14 protein-coding genes and 1 tRNA gene are annotated in these 15025 nt (G+C 63.6%); 9 read left to right on the top strand and 6 right to left on the bottom strand.

Annotated features, from left to right (window positions below):
• The 3 genes from VLE48_13820 to VLE48_13810 all read right to left on the bottom strand — a co-directional run.
• The coding region (locus VLE48_13820; GenBank protein ID HSA94087.1) for a complex I subunit 1 family protein at nt 1-792 on the bottom strand (792 nt) is incomplete at its 3' end.
• 3 nt (nt 793-795) lie between these two features.
• Nucleotides 796-1950, bottom strand: coding sequence for an NADH-quinone oxidoreductase subunit D (locus VLE48_13815; protein HSA94086.1), 1155 nt, complete (start codon nt 1948-1950; stop codon nt 796-798).
• Nucleotides 1947-2609 (bottom strand): NADH-quinone oxidoreductase subunit C, encoded by a 663-nt coding sequence (locus tag VLE48_13810; GenBank protein ID HSA94085.1) that lies wholly within the window; start codon nt 2607-2609, stop codon nt 1947-1949. The genes VLE48_13815 and VLE48_13810 overlap by 4 nt, the downstream gene beginning before the upstream one ends.
• 224 nt (nt 2610-2833) lie before the next feature.
• Between VLE48_13810 and VLE48_13805 the strand changes: the two genes are divergently transcribed.
• Nucleotides 2834-3376, top strand: coding sequence for a hypothetical protein (locus VLE48_13805; protein ID HSA94084.1), 543 nt, complete (start codon nt 2834-2836; stop codon nt 3374-3376).
• A gap of 184 nt (nt 3377-3560) precedes the next feature.
• Here VLE48_13805 and ndhC read toward each other — a convergent pair whose 3' ends face one another.
• Nucleotides 3561-3920: an NADH-quinone oxidoreductase subunit A gene (ndhC, locus tag VLE48_13800; protein ID HSA94083.1), complete on the bottom strand. Its 360-nt coding sequence runs from the start codon at nt 3918-3920 to the stop codon at nt 3561-3563.
• Between the two features lie 218 nt (nt 3921-4138).
• Here ndhC and lysS point away from each other — a divergent pair, with 218 nt between their 5' ends.
• The 3 genes from lysS to VLE48_13785 all read left to right on the top strand — a co-directional run bounded on the left by lysS (nt 4139) and on the right by VLE48_13785 (nt 9740).
• Nucleotides 4139-5689 carry a lysine--tRNA ligase gene (gene lysS, locus VLE48_13795; protein ID HSA94082.1) on the top strand — a complete coding sequence of 517 codons (1551 nt, stop codon included), beginning with the start codon at nt 4139-4141 and terminating at the stop codon, nt 5687-5689.
• A 108-nt stretch (nt 5690-5797) separates the two neighbouring features.
• Complete coding sequence (locus VLE48_13790) at nt 5798-7873, top strand: M13 family metallopeptidase (GenBank protein HSA94081.1); 2076 nt, start codon at nt 5798-5800, stop codon at nt 7871-7873.
• Nucleotides 7874-8060: 187 nt separating this feature from the next.
• A complete protein-coding gene (locus tag VLE48_13785) occupies nt 8061-9740 on the top strand; it encodes a serine/threonine-protein kinase (protein ID HSA94080.1) in 1680 nt (559 codons plus the stop codon).
• A 32-nt stretch (nt 9741-9772) separates the two neighbouring features.
• Here the strand turns inward: VLE48_13785 and VLE48_13780 are convergent, their stop codons facing one another.
• Nucleotides 9773-10927 carry an aminotransferase class V-fold PLP-dependent enzyme gene (locus VLE48_13780; GenBank protein HSA94079.1) on the bottom strand — a complete coding sequence of 385 codons (1155 nt, stop codon included), beginning with the start codon at nt 10925-10927 and terminating at the stop codon, nt 9773-9775.
• 198 nt (nt 10928-11125) lie between these two features.
• Here VLE48_13780 and VLE48_13775 point away from each other — a divergent pair, with 198 nt between their 5' ends.
• The 4 genes from VLE48_13775 (at nt 11126) to VLE48_13760 (ending at nt 13844) form a co-directional block, all read left to right on the top strand.
• A complete protein-coding gene (locus VLE48_13775) occupies nt 11126-11482 on the top strand; it encodes a hypothetical protein (GenBank protein ID HSA94078.1) in 357 nt (118 codons plus the stop codon).
• Nucleotides 11483-11572: 90 nt separating this feature from the next.
• Nucleotides 11573-12235: a CDP-alcohol phosphatidyltransferase family protein gene (locus tag VLE48_13770; protein HSA94077.1), complete on the top strand. Its 663-nt coding sequence runs from the start codon at nt 11573-11575 to the stop codon at nt 12233-12235.
• On the top strand, nt 12232-12870 hold the full coding sequence (locus tag VLE48_13765; protein ID HSA94076.1) for a lysophospholipid acyltransferase family protein: 639 nt from the start codon (nt 12232-12234) through the stop codon (nt 12868-12870). Before VLE48_13770 ends, VLE48_13765 begins: the two co-directional genes overlap by 4 nt.
• A complete protein-coding gene (locus VLE48_13760; protein ID HSA94075.1) occupies nt 12867-13844 on the top strand; it encodes a phosphatidate cytidylyltransferase in 978 nt (325 codons plus the stop codon). The genes VLE48_13765 and VLE48_13760 overlap by 4 nt, the downstream gene beginning before the upstream one ends.
• A gap of 55 nt (nt 13845-13899) precedes the next feature.
• On the opposite strand, the gene VLE48_13755 is transcribed toward VLE48_13760, so the two are convergent.
• Nucleotides 13900-13976: transfer RNA gene (locus VLE48_13755), tRNA-Lys, on the bottom strand.
• A 201-nt stretch (nt 13977-14177) separates the two neighbouring features.
• Between VLE48_13755 and VLE48_13750 the strand changes: the two genes are divergently transcribed.
• Nucleotides 14178-15025 (top strand): fatty acid desaturase (locus VLE48_13750; GenBank protein HSA94074.1); only part of this gene is annotated, 848 nt, incomplete at its 3' end.

The following is a 15025-nucleotide window of genomic DNA, read 5'->3' as shown; positions in this document are numbered from 1 at the left end:
CAGGAAGAACAGCGACCAGCGGAATCCGCTGTACTCGGTGTGGAAGCCCGCCACGAGTTCGGATTCGGCTTCCGGCAGGTCGAAGGGGGCGCGGTTGGTTTCCGCCACCATGGCCACGCAGAAGACGAAGAAGGCGATCAGGCCGAGCGGGAAGAACTTGAACAGGAACCAGACACCTTGAGCTTCCTGGGCGCGCACGATGCCGATCATGCTGAGGGTTCCGGTGCCGGTGGCCATGCTGCTCATGATCACGGCGGAAACCACGGCCAGGCCCATAGCGACCTCATAGGAGACCATCTGCGCGCTGGACCGCAAGGAGCCGAGCAGCGGGTAGTGCGAGTTGGAGGCCCAGCCGGCCATGATGACGCCCAGGGTGCCCAAGGACGACACGCCCAGCATGAACAGCAGGGCGATGTTCATGTCGGTGACGGCGTGCGTGGGCCCGAAGGGGATGACGATGTACACGGTGAAGGCGGTGATGACCACGGTGACCGGCGCCAGCCAGAAGACGACGCGGTCGGCGCCCTGGGGCATGATGTCTTCCTTAATCAGGAGCTTCAGGGCGTCGGCGATGGGCTGCAGCAGGCCGTGCGGGCCCACGCGCATCGGTCCCAGGCGCACCTGCATGTGGGCCAGGATCTTGCGCTCCAGCCAGTTCATGGCGATGACCGCGATGGAAACGCCGGTAAAGATGAGGATGATGTAGATGAGCGCCCAGAGGACGTTGCCGGCTTCGCCGGGAGTGACGTTCTGGCCGAGGTATCCGAGAACGTATTCGCGAAGTTCAGCCATCAATCACCGATCCACTTCTCCCAACACGATATCAATGGTGCCGATTACGGCGACAACGTCGGCGATCATCAGGCCTTCGACCATCTTGCCCAGCGCCTGCAGGTTGACGAACGAAGGCGGGCGCACGCGCACGCGGTAAGGCTGCGTGGAACCGTCGCTCACAATGAAGTAGCCCAGTTCGCCCTTGGGCGCTTCGATCGAATGGTAGATCTCGCCCACGGGCGGCTTCAGCACCTTGGGGATCTTGGCCATGATGGGGCCTTCGGGAATCTTCTCCACCGCCTGGCGGCAGATGCGCACCGACTGGTGCATCTCCGCGATGCGCACCAGGTATCGGTCGTAAGTATCGCCGTTCCCGCCGGTGGGAATCTCGAAGTCCATCTCAGAATAGGCGGCGTAGGGCTGCGCCTTGCGCAGGTCCCACTTGACGCCGGAAGCGCGCAGCACGGGGCCAGTCACACCGAAAGCCTTGCAGTCGTCGGCGGAGATCACGCCGACGCCCTTGGTGCGCTCCAGCCAGATGCGGTTGGTGGTCAACAGGGTTTCGTATTCGTCGATCTTGGGAGTGACGAAGTCGCAGAACTTGCGCACCTCGTCCTCGAAGCCGTCGTAGGTCTCATACAGGCAGCCGCCGATGCGGAAGGCGTGGGTGGTGAGGCGCGCCCCGCAATATCTCTCGAAGATCTTCAGGATCTCTTCGCGGTCGCGGAAGGTGTAGAACAGCGGCGTGATGGCTCCGATATCGAGGGCGTGGGTGCCCAGCCAGAGCATGTGGCTGGCCATGCGATTCAGCTCGGTGAGGATGGTGCGGATGTAGCGGGCGCGGGGCGGCGCCTCCACGTTCATCAACTTCTCGACCGCTTCACAGTAGCCCAGGCCGTTGGAGACCGCGGCCACGTAGTCCATGCGGTCCACGTAGGGATTGAACATGGCGTAGGTGCGGTTCTCGGCGATCTTCTCTACGCCCCGGTGCAGGTAGCCGATGACGCACTCCGTCCCCAGAACCCTTTCGCCGTCGAGCTTCAGGATGACGCGCAGCACGCCGTGGGTCGAAGGGTGCTGCGGACCCATGTTGAGGATGATCTCGTTGGCGTCCAGATGGGTCTGGTCGGGGTCACGCAGGTCCCAGGAGGGGAACTTGGTGGTGACGTCGCTCATTGTCCGCTCTTGATCCCCAGGTTGATCTGCACCCACTCCTGATCCTGTTGAATGATGCCGTAATCCTTGCGCAGCGGGTGGCCCTTCCAGTCGTCCGGCAGCAGGATGCGCCGCATGTCCGGGTGGCCCTCGAACTTGATGCCGAACATGTCGTAACACTCGCGCTCCAGCCAGTCGCAGGTAGGCCAGAGGGCGGTAGCCGAGGGCGCGGTCTCGGCGTCGGCGATGCGCGTCTTCACCCGCATGCGTTCGTTGCGCGCGAAGGAATAGAGGATCCAGACGACGTCGAACTGCTTGTCGCGCTCGGGATAGTGGACGGCGGTCACGTCCACGCAGTAGTCGAACTGCTCGTCATCCCGCAAGAGTCGCAAGACATCGTGAGCGATGGAACGGTCCACGACCAGATAGTTCTGCTTGAGGTACGCTGCGGCTTCGGAAATGCCGGAGCCGAAACGCTGCTTCAGGCGCGCCACCATCTCCGATTCCCAGGGCTCGGCGGTGGGCCCGGCGGGTTTGGGCGGCGGGGCGTGGGCAGCAGGCTTTTCCCCTGCGGGGGCCGCAGGTGCGGCCGGTTTCTCTCCGGCAGCAGCAGTGGGCTGCGCCGCCGGCTTTTCGGCGCCTTCGGGGGAGGGCGGAGTGGGCTTGGTTTCGTCGGCCATTCGTGGCAGAGGTGAACCGGCTGGCTAACGACAGGAACAGAGTTTTGTAACAGCCGGGCCCGACAGTGTCAATTGTATCCGCGAACCGGGGTCAGCGATTTGCGAAGTGAGTTTGCTGAGCGGAAGGCCCACCGCGGCTGCTTGACGTGACCGCTTGCACCGTGCTCTAGTGGCACGACTTATCAACGCAAGTCGACTTCCAGCAAGACTCACACGAGGAGGTAATGATGAAGTTCTTCACCTTTCTCGCTGGACTCGCGTTTGTTTGCCTCTTGGGGGCGACGGTCGCGCAAGCCGGCGAGAAGAGCGACAAGGAGCTGATTGCCGAGGCGGAGAAGGCCGCGCCCGAGGTCATCAGCGAGCACGCCACCATCAAGACAGCAGACGGCAAGGTGCTGAGAAAGGGCACGAGCGACTGGACGTGCTATCCGGGCACCAAGGCCATTGGGCCCATGTGCAACCAGGCGCAGTGGGACGCGGTGCTGGCTGCTTTGACGAAACGCGAGCCCATCCAGATCAAGGAGCTCAGCGTCTCTTACATGCTGGCCGGCGAGGGCGACGCCGTCGGGGTGAGCAACTCCGATCCGTTTGCCGCCGACCCCAAGAGCGCACACGACCACGTCAAGGAAGGACCGCACCTCATGATCGTGGTGCCGGACAAGGCGGCTCTGGAGGGGCTTTCCACCGATCCGAAGGACCCGGTGTACGTGATGTGGAAGGGGACTCCCTACGCCCACATCATGGTCAAGATCGCTGCAGAAAAGTAATCTTCGGTCGGTTCGTTTCGGAAGGCTTTCCCGGGACTGCGGCTGCGCGGCAACAAAGTTGCCGCGCACCTGGCCCTGGGCTACTTTCAATCGCCCCCCGACACGGCTGAGCGGTGCCCGTGCCCGATGTAGCTCCTGAATCCGCGGGCATGCGGAAGTTCCATCAAGTTAGATCACGCGATGGCTACACCCACTCCAGGGCGCCCTTCTTCCAAATCCAGATGTAGCCGACCACCAGGATGCCGAGGAAGATCATCATCTCAACGAAGCCGAACAGACCAAGCAGCTTGTACTGGACGGCCCAGGGGAAGAGGAAGATGGTTTCGACGTCGAACACCACGAACAGGATGGCAACGATGTAGAAGCGCACGGAGTAGCGGCCGCGGGCGTCGCCGATAGGGTCGATGCCGCACTCGTAAGGCAGGAGCTTGCCCTTCTCTTTGGGATTATCCGGGCGGACGAGCTTGGCGATGAGCAGCGTGACCACGGGGATGGCCAGGGCCACGACCATGAAGAGAAAGATGGGAACGTAGTTTTGCGGCATGGCGAAAACATCCTACATCTGCCATGCGCCAGGTGGGAAGTGGCTTTTGGCTTTGGCTTTTGGCTCCTAGTTCTTGGTTCTCTTGCGCCTCCCTATTGCCTGATAAGCACCCAGCGTTCAGCCATCCGCACGCAGCCAAGAGCCAAGAGCTAAAGGCCAAGAGCCGCGGGCCCATCCTTTATAATCCGTCCTTTGCGTTTTGACGTGCGGACCGGCCCGTGTCCCTGGACGAAAAAATCTACGAATTGCGGCGCGAGAAGCTGAAGCAGATCGAGGCGCTGGGCTTCGTCTGCTATCCCTACCGCTTCGAGACCACACACACGCTGCCGCAGATCCTCGATACCTATTCCGCGAAAGCCGCGGAGGAACTGGAGAAGCCGAGGGTCGAGGTGAAGATTGCCGGCCGCATCATGGCCTTGCGCCTGATGGGCAAAGCGGCCTTCGCGCACCTGCAGCAGGACGGCCGGCGATTGCAGATCTACGTGAAGAAAGACGCGGTGGGCGAGAAGGGCTTCGCGCTCTTCCAGTTGCTGGATATCGGCGACGTGGTGGGCGTCCGCGGCTACCTGTTCCGGACCCGGACCGGGGAGCTGACCGTGCACGTGGACGAGGTGGCGCTGCTGGTGAAAGACCTGTTGCCGCTACCGGAAAAATGGCACGGCTTGCAGGACGTGGAGCTGCGGTACCGGCGGCGGTATCTCGACCTGGTGATGAATCCGGAAGTGCGCGAGGTCTTCCTGAAGCGCAGCAAGATCGTGCAGGCGCTGCGCAAGTTCTTCGATGCGCGCGGGTTCGTGGAAGTGGAAACGCCGATGATGCAGCCCATCGCGGGCGGCGCAGTGGCGCGCCCATTCATCACGCATCACAACGCGCTCGATCTCGACCTGTACCTGCGCATCGCGCCCGAACTCTACCTGAAGCGGCTGGTGGTGGGCGGACTGGAGCGCGTCTACGAGATCAACCGCAACTTCCGCAACGAGGGCATCTCCACGCAACACAACCCCGAGTTCACCATGCTCGAGTTCTACCAGGCCTATGCCGATTACAAAGACCTGATGGACCTGACCGAGGAGATGTTCCCGTTCGTGGCGCAGGAAGCCACCGGCTCCACGCGTGTGACCTACCAGGGCGAGGAGATCGACTTCGGCAAATGGCAGCGGCTGAGCATGCGCGAGGCCATCATCCGGTACTGGCCGGAAACGGCGGGCGCGAAGCCGGAGATGAGCGACTTCGCGGCGGCGGAATCGGTGGGCCGGCTGGTGCAGCGCTTCAACGCCGCGCATGCGCACATGCCCTACGATCCGGATGCGCCGGCGGGCAAGGTCATCGCCGACCTGTTCGCCGCGGTGTGCGAGGTACACCTGGTGCAGCCCACCATCATCTATGACTTCCCCGTCGAAGTCTCGCCGCTTTCCAAGATCAAGCGCGACGAGCCCGACTGGGTGGAGCGCTTCGAGGTGTTCATCGGGCGGCTGGAGTGCGGCAACGCCTTCAGCGAGCTGAACGACCCCGAGGATCAGCGTCGCCGCTTCGAGATGCAACTGGCGCAACGCACGAAAGGCGACGAAGAAGCCCACGTCATGGACGAAGATTACGTCCGCGCGCTGGGCTACGGGCTGCCGCCCGCGGCAGGATACGGGGTCGGCATCGACCGGCTGACCATGCTGCTGACCGATTCGAAATCCATCCGCGACGTCATCCTGTTCCCGCTGCTGAGACCGAGGAAGGCGGAAGAGGAAGCCACCGAGGAGACGGAAGGCGCGAAGTGATGTGATTCGCTCTGGCCGCGGTTGGGTTTCACGCGCGGTTCGTGAAACAATGCCTTCCTGCCGATGGTGTTTGGCGGCCTCAAACTCTTCCTCGAACGGACGATTGCCATGCGAATCGTAAGACTTCTTGTCGCCCTGCTCTTCTGCTCGTCTCAACTTCTTGCTCAAAGCACAGCGCCGGAAAAGAAAGCGGACACTCCCCCGGAGACTCCGCTGAAGGCGCTCCCCTACATCCCCAGCCTCGACGTCAGCGCCATGGACCGCAGCGTGAACCCGTGCGTGGACTTCTACAAATTCTCCTGCGCCGGCTGGGAGAAGAAGAATCCCATTCCGGGCGACCAGGCGGCGTGGAGCGTTTACGGCAAGCTGAATGACGACAACTTCCGCTTCCTGTGGGGGATCCTCGAGGATGCCGCCAAGCCCGATCCCAAGCGCGCCAAGGTGGAGGCGCAGATCGGCGATTTCTTTTCCGCCTGCATGGATGAGAGCGCCATCGACAAGCGTGGCGCGGCGCCGCTTCAACCTTCGCTGGATGCCATCGCAAAGATGTCGTCGAAAGAACAGATCGCCGGCGTGCTGGCACGCGAGCACATGAACGGCGGCGCGGGCATGTTCAACTTCTTTTCCGAGCAGGACGCCAAGGACTCCACGCAGTACATCGCCGCGGTGTATCAGGGCGGCCTGGGCCTGCCCGACCGGGACTACTACGTGAAGGACGACGGCAAGTTCCCGGAGATCCGGGCCAAGTACCTGGAACACGTGCAGAAGATGTTCGAACTGCTCGGGGATGCGCCGGAAAAGGCCAAGGCCGGGGCGGAAACCGTGACGGCCATTGAGAGCGCGCTGGCCAAAGCTTCGCTGACGCGGGTGGAGCGCCGCGATCCCTACAAGAACTACCACAAGCTCAAAGTAGGAGAACTGGAGCAGAGCGCGCCCAGTTTCGGCTGGCAGGGGTACTTCGCCGGCAGCGGGCTGCCGGGACTGAAAGAGCTCAATGTGCAGCACCCGGCGTTCGTCGCCGAACTGGAGAACCAGATCAAGTCGCACAGCCTGGACGACTGGAAGACCTACCTGCGCTGGCACGCTGTGCGCAGCCAGGCGCAATTGCTCTCCAAGCCGTTCCGCGAGGAGAACTTCAACTTCTACCGGCGGTATCTGCGCGGAGTGCAGGAGCCGCCGCCGCGCTGGAAGACCTGCGTCCGCCGGGTGGACAACGACCTGGGCGAAGCGCTGGGGCAGGCCTACGTGGCGCGCGCCTTCAGTCCGCAACTCAAGGCGGACGCGCTGGAGATGGTGAAGCGCATCCAGGCGGACATGGAGGTGCGCCTGAAGGACCTGGACTGGATGAGCCCGGAAACCAAGCAGCAGGCGCTGACCAAGCTGCGCACCATGGTCAACAAGATCGGCTACCCGGACAAGTGGCGCGACTACAGCTCGGTGCGGGTGGAGCGCGGCGACTACTTCGGCAACGTCGAGCGGGCCACGCTGTTCGAGAACAAGCGGCAGCTCGACCGCATCGGCAAGCCGCTGGACCGCGGGGAGTGGTTCATGACGCCGCCCACCGTCAACGCCTACTACAACCCGCAGATGAACGACATCAACTTCTCCGCCGGCGTCCTGCAGCCGCCGCTCTACGATGCCAAGCTCGATGACGCGCCCAACTACGGGAACACCGGCGCCACCATCGGACACGAGCTCATCCACGGCTTTGACGATGAAGGCCGGCAGTTCGACGCCCAGGGCAACCTGAAAGACTGGTGGACGGCGGAAGACGACAAGAAGTTCCGCGAACGCGCCGCCTGCGTCATCGACCAGTACTCACAGTACGTCATCGTGGACGACATCAAGATCAACGGCAACCTCACCGCAGGCGAGGACATCGCCGATCTGGCCGGGGTCATCCTGGCGTGGGATGCGTGGAAGGAAAAGACCAGGAACGCACAGCTCGAATCGCGCGACGGTCTTACGCCCGAACAGCGTTTTTTTGTCGGCTACGCGCAGTGGGACTGCAACAACGAGCGCGACGAGAACAAGCGCGTCAACGCGGTCACCAATCCGCACTCGCCGGGAGAGTACCGCATCAACGGGGTGGTGGTGAACATGCCGGAGTTCGGCCAGGCCTTCGCCTGCAAGGCTGGCGACCCCATGGTCAAGCCGGCGGACAAGGTGTGCAAGATCTGGTGAGGACCGAAGGCCTTCGGACCCGGCCGTGGAGCGCGGCAGGCGGTGTTTACCCTTGACACGATGAGCGAACGCGACTAGCGTTTCCCCACTGTTTTCGCGCACCGGAGCGCCCGGTTGTCATCCAAGGGCAGCCGGAGAGTGCGCTGTGCCCCCCTCTGCGCTCCGCCAAGGAGGCGTGGCGATTTCGATGCCGGCGGACCCCCGCAACAAGCCATTCGACAAGGACACGCTGACTCCCAGCCCGGATCAGTCTTCTCCGCCGTCATCTTCGGACGAGGGCACCGCAACCACTGCGTTCATGGGCAGCGGATTCGAGATCAGCCCGCCCCTGCTGCCACAAGCGGGAGAGATGGTGGCGCACTATCTGGTGCTTGAGCGGCTCGGCTTTGGCGGCATGGGGGTCATCCTGAAGGCACAGGACGCCAAGCTGAACCGCTCGGTTGCACTCAAATTCCTGGCGCCCCAGCTTTCCCGTGACCCGGCGGCGCTGCAGCGCTTCTACCGCGAAGCGCAGGCGGCTTCGGCGCTGAACCATCCCAACATCTGCACCATCCATGACGTAGCCGAGCAAGGACCCTATCACTTCATCGTCATGGAATTGCTGGAAGGCACGACGATGCGGGAACACATCGGCAGCCGCCCACTACCGCGCGACCAGTGCATGAACTTCACCTTGGCCATCGCCGATGCGCTCGAAGCAGCCCACTCGCAGGGCATCCTACACAGGGACATCAAGCCCTCGAACATCTTCGTCACTACGGCCGGCGTGGTGAAGGTACTGGATTTCGGGTTGGCCAAGTTGCTGCCGCGCCCGCTGACCGAAACCGAACCCAGTGGCAATCCCCTGACGCATGCCGGATCCGCCATGGGCACCATCTCCTACATGTCGCCGGAACAGGCCCGGGGAGAAGCGCTGGACGTCCGCTCCGATATCTTTTCCTTTGGCGCAGTGTTGTACGAGATGAGCACCGGAGCCTTGCCGTTCCGAGGGCAGACTTCGGCCCTGGTTTTCGACGCCATCCTGCACCACCGCCCGCCACATCCCATGTCGGTCAACCCAGACTTCCCTGCCGGCCTGGAGCGAATCATCAATCGGGCGCTGGAAAAGCGTCGCGCGGAACGCTACCAGTCGATCAGCGAAATGAAGGCCGATCTGCGCAAACTGAAGGAGCGGATGGACTCCGGCCTGGTCTCAGCGGCCACCGCCTTGGCGCAGGCAGAACAGGAGCGCAAGCGCAAGCGGCGGCGCATGCAAGCGCTGGGCGCCGTCCTGTTGGTCCTGGTTTTGGCGGAGGTGTTGGTCTTCGAGTTGCTCCCGCTGTATCGGCCCTCATGGCAGGCGACCGTCGCCTCGACGGACGCCGCGACTTACGACCGCTACCTGAAGGGAATTGAGGATGCAGCCACGGCGGACCAGGCACTCGGCTTGGTGACGGCGCTGAGCAAGCTGGGCCGGGAGGAGCAAGCGTATCAGGCATTGCAGGGCTTTCTCCAAGCACACCCGGGAGCGACCGAGGCGCGTATCCGGTACGCAAGCTGGCTGGTTGGCAAGAAGAGGCTCGACGAAGCTACCGCGCAGTACGAGGCTGTTCTGAAAGCCAATCCCGCCGACGTCGAGACGGAGATCACCATCGCACGGCTGAACTCCTGGCAGAAGAAGTACGCCGAGGCTCTCGTTGGCTACGACAGGATCCTGCGGCAGGATCCCGACCATTACGACGCCCGCGTGGGCAAGGCCTTCACCCTCCTGTGGATGGGAAGAAGAAATGAGGCTCGGCCCTTGCTGGAAAGCGCCCTGCGTGAACATCCCGACGACACGGAAGTAGGAGCGGCACTTCGTACCTTCAACGCCGAACCGTCACGCTGACCAAGACCAGAAGCAGAGTATCCGGCTGGCCGCTACGCTTGCAGAAGACGTCGCAGCTCCTCCAGACACCGCGCGACGTCCTCCTCGCCGTTGAACACGTGTGGGGCAAAGCGTACGGCGCCCAGGCGCGAGGCGCAGACGATGCCGCGCTCGCGCAGCGCAGTGACGATCTCGCCTGCGGGCCGTCGCGGAAAACGGGCGGCCACGATTCCGGCGCGCTGCGAGTCTTCGCGCGGCGTGACCAGGCGCGCGCCCATCCCTTCCAGTCCATCCATCAACATTGCGGCGAGAGCGAGGTCGTGCTGCTGGACGCGCTCGATGCCGAGGTCGCACAGGTAGTCAATGGCGGCAGCCATGCCCAGGCCGGCGCCATAGGCCACGGTGGCGTACTCCATGCGGCGGGCGGCGTCGGCCAGGTCGATGGCGGTGGCGTCGAAGGCGAAGGTCACTTTGGTGGAATGCCAGCCCACGAAGGGCGGATCGAAGGCGCGCCAGATATCGGGATGGATGTAGCAGAAGGCAGCGCCGCCGGGGCCGCACAGCCACTTGTAGGCGCTCGACAGGACGAAATCGAACTTGCCCTTGCGCACATCGAACGGCACTACGCCCGCCGACTGCGTCGTGTCCAGCACCAAAAGCGCGCCGTGCGCGTGCGCCAGATCGGCGAGCTGCACCGCGTCCAGGCGATGTCCGGTGGCGTACTGCACCTCGCTGACGCAGATAGCGGCGGTGTTCTTGTCCACCAGGCGCGCGAAGGCGTCGATGCCAAATGATTCGGGATTCTCCTGCGCCCTGGCCAGGCGGACTTCGCAGCCGGTGTCTTTCGCGACCCGCAGCCAGGGATAGGTCACGCTGGGAAAGTCGATATCGGCGGAGACCACGTTCTTCCCTTTTCCCGGCTTCAGCCACCAGGCGATCTGCCCCAGGCACTCGGTGGCGCTGGTCATGATGGCGATGTCCTCGGGGTTGGCGTGGAGCAACCGGGCCACCGAGGCGCGCGCGCCGTCATAGACGCGGGCTTCGGTGGCATCGTCGAAGCTGACGGTGCCGGAACTCGCGATTTGGCGTTCAAAGGCTTGCATCTCGTCCATCACGTGGCTGGGCGTGACGGAGATGGAAGCCGAGTTGAGATAGGTGATGCCGGAAAGGCCGGGAAAATCGGCTGCTGGAGCTAATGCATTTCTCATGCGTTCTTCTTCTTGCGCGAGTGGCGCAGGGGCAGGATGCTACCACGAGGACACCCACACTATTTGTCTTGGTGACCCTATGGATCTGAGCAAAGTCGCTCTCATGCAGGCGACTGTTCCGGAGCGTGTCGAGTTCGCCGCCCACGGATGCATAATGAGATTGACCGGCGAAGCCCGAGTGCTCCTGGGAGGTAAACGATGCCGAATCCGCACTATTGCTGCACCACGCCGGGAGCGATTTGTTTCTGGTTCGCAGCGCTTGCAATCTTCTACGGAGTGGGTCTGCTTCTGGGCGTGATCTGGCCCGCGCTGGATGGCTACGAGAGCAGCATTCTGTTTGGCGCCATCGCCCTGGCGTGCTTTGCCAACTTCGCAAAGAATCGCACGGTTCACTGCGCCGTGACCGGACCGATCTTTCTGGCGGCGGCCGTGGCTGCGGCACTGAGAAGCGCGGGCGTCTGGAGTATGCCGGAAGGCGTTCTCTGGCCCCTGGTACTCATCGGCGTGGGCATCGCATTCGTCATCGAGTGGCGCGTTACCCGACAAGCGGGCTGATCCGCTCGTTCGTTCTCTCGGAAGGAACCCCAGGGAAAGGGCACGACCTCATCCAGGCGGTTCCGGCCCTATAATGCGCGGCCATAGCTTATGGAAGCTCCCGGCACTCCGGCCGCGCGGCGTCCGCTGAAATCGCGCCAAGCAGCGTGGGCCAAAACGCTAGCGGCGTGGCTCACGCGCGCCGGGGCGAGGCCCAATCACATCTCGCTCGCCAGCATCCTGTTCGCTGCTGCGGCGGCGGCCGCCCTGTACTGCGGACGCGATGCTGAACCGTCGCTGCGCATGGGGTTGTTCTTCGCCGCCGCCGCCGGAATCCAATTGCGCCTCTTGTGCAACCTGCTGGACGGCATGGTGGCGGTGGAAGGCGGCATGAAGACCAGGACCGGAGAGCTGTACAACGACATTCCGGACCGCATTGCCGATGCGCTGATTTTCGTCGCCGCCGGATACTCGCTCACCTGGCCGGCGTACGGTGCGGAATTGGGCTGGACTGCGGCGCTGCTCGCGGTGATGACCGCCTACGTGCGGGTGCTGGGCGGCTCGGTGGGGGTGACGCAGTACTTCATCGGCCCGGCAGCCAAGCAGCAGCGCATGGCCATCCTCACGCTCTGCTGTCTGGCGGCCATCGCGGAGACGGCGCTGGGATGGCCGCCCCGCGTGGTCGCTGTGGCACTGGCGGTGATCATCGCCGGGGAGATCGTCACCCTGGTGCGGCGCGTGGCGCGCATCGCGCGCGACATGGAAGCGCGGTGAGAGTCCATCCGCTGGCCAGCGTGCTCGCAGGCCTGGCACGGCTGATCAGCGGCGCCAACGCGCGCTGGCTGGACTGCGAGCCGTCGCTGCGCCAGCGCGTCTACTTCGCCAACCACACCAGCCACCTCGATTTCGTCGTGCTCTGGGCCTCGCTGCCGCCGGAGGTGCGGGCGCGCACGCGGCCGGTGGCGGCGCGCGATTACTGGGAAAAAGGACGCCTGCGCCGCCTGCTGGCACAGGATGTCTTCCGCGCCGTGCTCATCGAGCGCGAGTTCGCACGCGCCACGCCGGGCGAAGGCATGACGGCCGCCCGCAGCCTGATGGACCGGCTGGTTGAAGCCCTGGGTGAAGAGTCTTCCCTCATCCTCTTTCCTGAAGGCACGCGCGGCTCGGGCGAGCAGGTGGGAGCGTTCCGCAGCGGCCTGTATCATCTGTGCCGGCGCAAGCCCACTCTCGAGCTGGTGCCGGTGTACATGGAGAACCTGAACCGCATCCTGCCCAAGGGCGAGGTGCTGCCCGTGCCGCTGCTGAGTTCGGTGACCTTCGGACCGCCCCTGTATCTGCAGGAGGGCGAGGACAAGCGGGAATTCCTTGAGCGCGCGCGCCAGGCGCTGGTGAAGCTGAGGCCCGAATGAGCCTGCGCATCGATCACGACCTCGAACTCGTCTTCGGCGGCGTGCTGGCGGCGCTGGTGGTGGCCAGCGTGGTGGGCTGGATTCTTTCGCGCACGGTGAAGTCGGAAGCTGGGCGCGCGACCGTCCAAAATCTCAACGCCCGCACCCGCGCCTGGTGGGTGATGAGCGTGGTGTTCGCCCTTACCCTGGTGACGGGGCGAATCGGGTCGCTGGTGCTGTTTGCGCTGCTGTCGTTTCTGGCGCTGCGCGAATACCTGACGCTCGTGCCTACGCGCCCGGCCGATCATCGCACCCTGTTTTGGTCGTTCTTCGTCTTCACGCCGCTGCAGTACGTGCTGGTGGGCATCCAGTGGTACGGCCTGTTCACCATCCTCATTCCCATTTACGCGTTCCTCTACATCCCCACGCGCATCGCCATGGCCGGCGACACCGAGCGCTTCCTGGAGCGCGCTGCCAAGATCCAGTGGGGGCTGATGATCTGCGTCTTCTGCGTGAGCCACGCCCCCGGCCTGCTGATGCTGGAGATCCCCGGCTACGAGAACCAGAACGCCAAGCTGCTGCTCTACCTGGTGGTCGTGGCGCAGTTGAGCGACGTGATGCAGTACGTTTGGGGAAAGCTCTTGGGCCGGCACAAGATCGCGCCTCACGTCAGCCCCGGCAAGACCTGGGAGGGCTTCGTTGGCGGCGTGGCCACCGCCACCGGGGTGGGCGCGGCGCTCTACTGGATGACGCCGTTCTCGCCGCGGGCCGCGGCCGGCATGGCGCTCTCCATCACCCTGATGGGCTTCTTCGGCGGCCTGGTGATGTCCGCCATCAAGCGCGACCGCGGGGTGAAGGACTACGGCAGCTTCATCGAGGGCCACGGCGGCATCCTCGACCGCATCGATTCCATCTGCTTCTCCGCCCCGTTCTTCTTCCACCTGGTCAACTACTTCTACACGCCCGGCAGCTATCCCCTGCCCTGGCTGCGGTAGGGTTGTTTTGTGAGTGGAGCGATGGTTTGTGAGTAGGGATGGTCGAGGGAGGGCATGGTGAGCGCGGAAGGATTCGAACCTTCGACCCACGGCTTAAAAGGCCGTTGCTCTACCAGGCTGAGCTACGCGCCCCACATTCGCCAATCTAACATACGACGCGGGCGGAACGAGGGTGGGACCGGCGGCGGGGTGGAGGGCGCGGCAATTACCAAACTATTACACGGAAGGAAGCAGGTTTAGCTGGACGGGAGCGGTAGACCCAAGTAATGTGCATCAGGCCCCTGCGGGGGCTTTCGATGCCTAAGCGCCCACAAAGGACCCCCTAAACCCTACATGAGTGAAGCCGCTGCGGTTGTGCTCCGTCCCTGGGAAGAACCCTTCTGGAAGCCGGCGAAAGGACGCGAACTGGTCCTCGCCTACCTGGTGCTGATCCACGTGCTGGGAATCGTGGGACTCGTGCTCTATCCCATTCCCAGCCTGCCGGTGCTGACCATCACGCTGGTGGCGGCGATGCTGGGCGGGCTGGGCACAACGGTGTGCTTTCACCGCATGCTGGCGCATCGCACGGTCAAGCTGAACCCGGTGCTGGAAAACTTCCTGATCTTTTGCACCGTCTTCAACGGGTCGGGAAATCCGACCAGTTGGGTGGCGTTCCATCGGCGGCACCATGCGCGGTCCGACACGCCGGACGACATCTCCAGCCCAAAGCATGGCGGGTTCTGGTGGGCGCACCTCAGGTGGCTGTACCAGAATCCTCCGGAGAGCCTGGAGAAGTGGGCTCCGGACCTGAACAAACCCATCTACCATTTCTGGACGCGGATGGAGACGCCCATCGTGGTGGGATCGCTGCTATGCGGACTGTTTTTTGGCTGGGAGGGGTTCTTCTGGATGGGCGCGCTGCGCATGGTGTACTCGCTGCACGGGCAGTGCGCAGTGAACAGCCTGACCCACCTGGGCGAGCACAAGGGCGACTCCAGCAAGAACCTGTGGTGGCTGGGACCGCTGCAACTCGCGGCCTGGGGCGAGAACTGGCATCGCAATCATCATTCGCAGACCAACTCGGCGCGCTTCGGGTGGAAGTGGTGGCAGGTTGACATCGGGTGGTACTTCATCCGGGCGATGGCGGCGGTGGGACTGGCGAGCGATGTGAAAGTGCCGAAGAAACAGCTTGAATCAGTGAG

It is taken from the genome of Terriglobales bacterium (assembly GCA_035454605.1).
Classification (GTDB): domain Bacteria; phylum Acidobacteriota; class Terriglobia; order Terriglobales; family Acidobacteriaceae; genus DATMAB01.
Note: the sequence above shows the minus strand (reverse complement) of the source record. Positions and strands in the feature narration are given on the sequence as shown.

Excerpts from the sequence above, each read along its gene's own strand:
- VLE48_13815 (HSA94086.1), bottom strand. The coding sequence starts at position 1,950 with ATGAGCGACGTCACCACCAAGTTCCCCTCCTGGGACCTGCGTGACCCC.
- ndhC (HSA94083.1), bottom strand. The coding sequence starts at position 3,920 with ATGCCGCAAAACTACGTTCCCATCTTTCTCTTCATGGTCGTGGCCCTG.
- VLE48_13790 (HSA94081.1), top strand. The coding sequence starts at position 5,798 with ATGCGAATCGTAAGACTTCTTGTCGCCCTGCTCTTCTGCTCGTCTCAA.
- VLE48_13785 (HSA94080.1), top strand. The coding sequence starts at position 8,061 with ATGCCGGCGGACCCCCGCAACAAGCCATTCGACAAGGACACGCTGACT.
- VLE48_13805 (HSA94084.1), top strand. The coding sequence starts at position 2,834 with ATGATGAAGTTCTTCACCTTTCTCGCTGGACTCGCGTTTGTTTGCCTC.
- VLE48_13770 (HSA94077.1), top strand. The coding sequence starts at position 11,573 with ATGGAAGCTCCCGGCACTCCGGCCGCGCGGCGTCCGCTGAAATCGCGC.
- VLE48_13810 (HSA94085.1), bottom strand. The coding sequence starts at position 2,609 with ATGGCCGACGAAACCAAGCCCACTCCGCCCTCCCCCGAAGGCGCCGAA.
- VLE48_13780 (HSA94079.1), bottom strand. The coding sequence starts at position 10,927 with ATGAGAAATGCATTAGCTCCAGCAGCCGATTTTCCCGGCCTTTCCGGC.
- VLE48_13775 (HSA94078.1), top strand. The coding sequence starts at position 11,126 with ATGCCGAATCCGCACTATTGCTGCACCACGCCGGGAGCGATTTGTTTC.
- VLE48_13760 (HSA94075.1), top strand. The coding sequence starts at position 12,867 with ATGAGCCTGCGCATCGATCACGACCTCGAACTCGTCTTCGGCGGCGTG.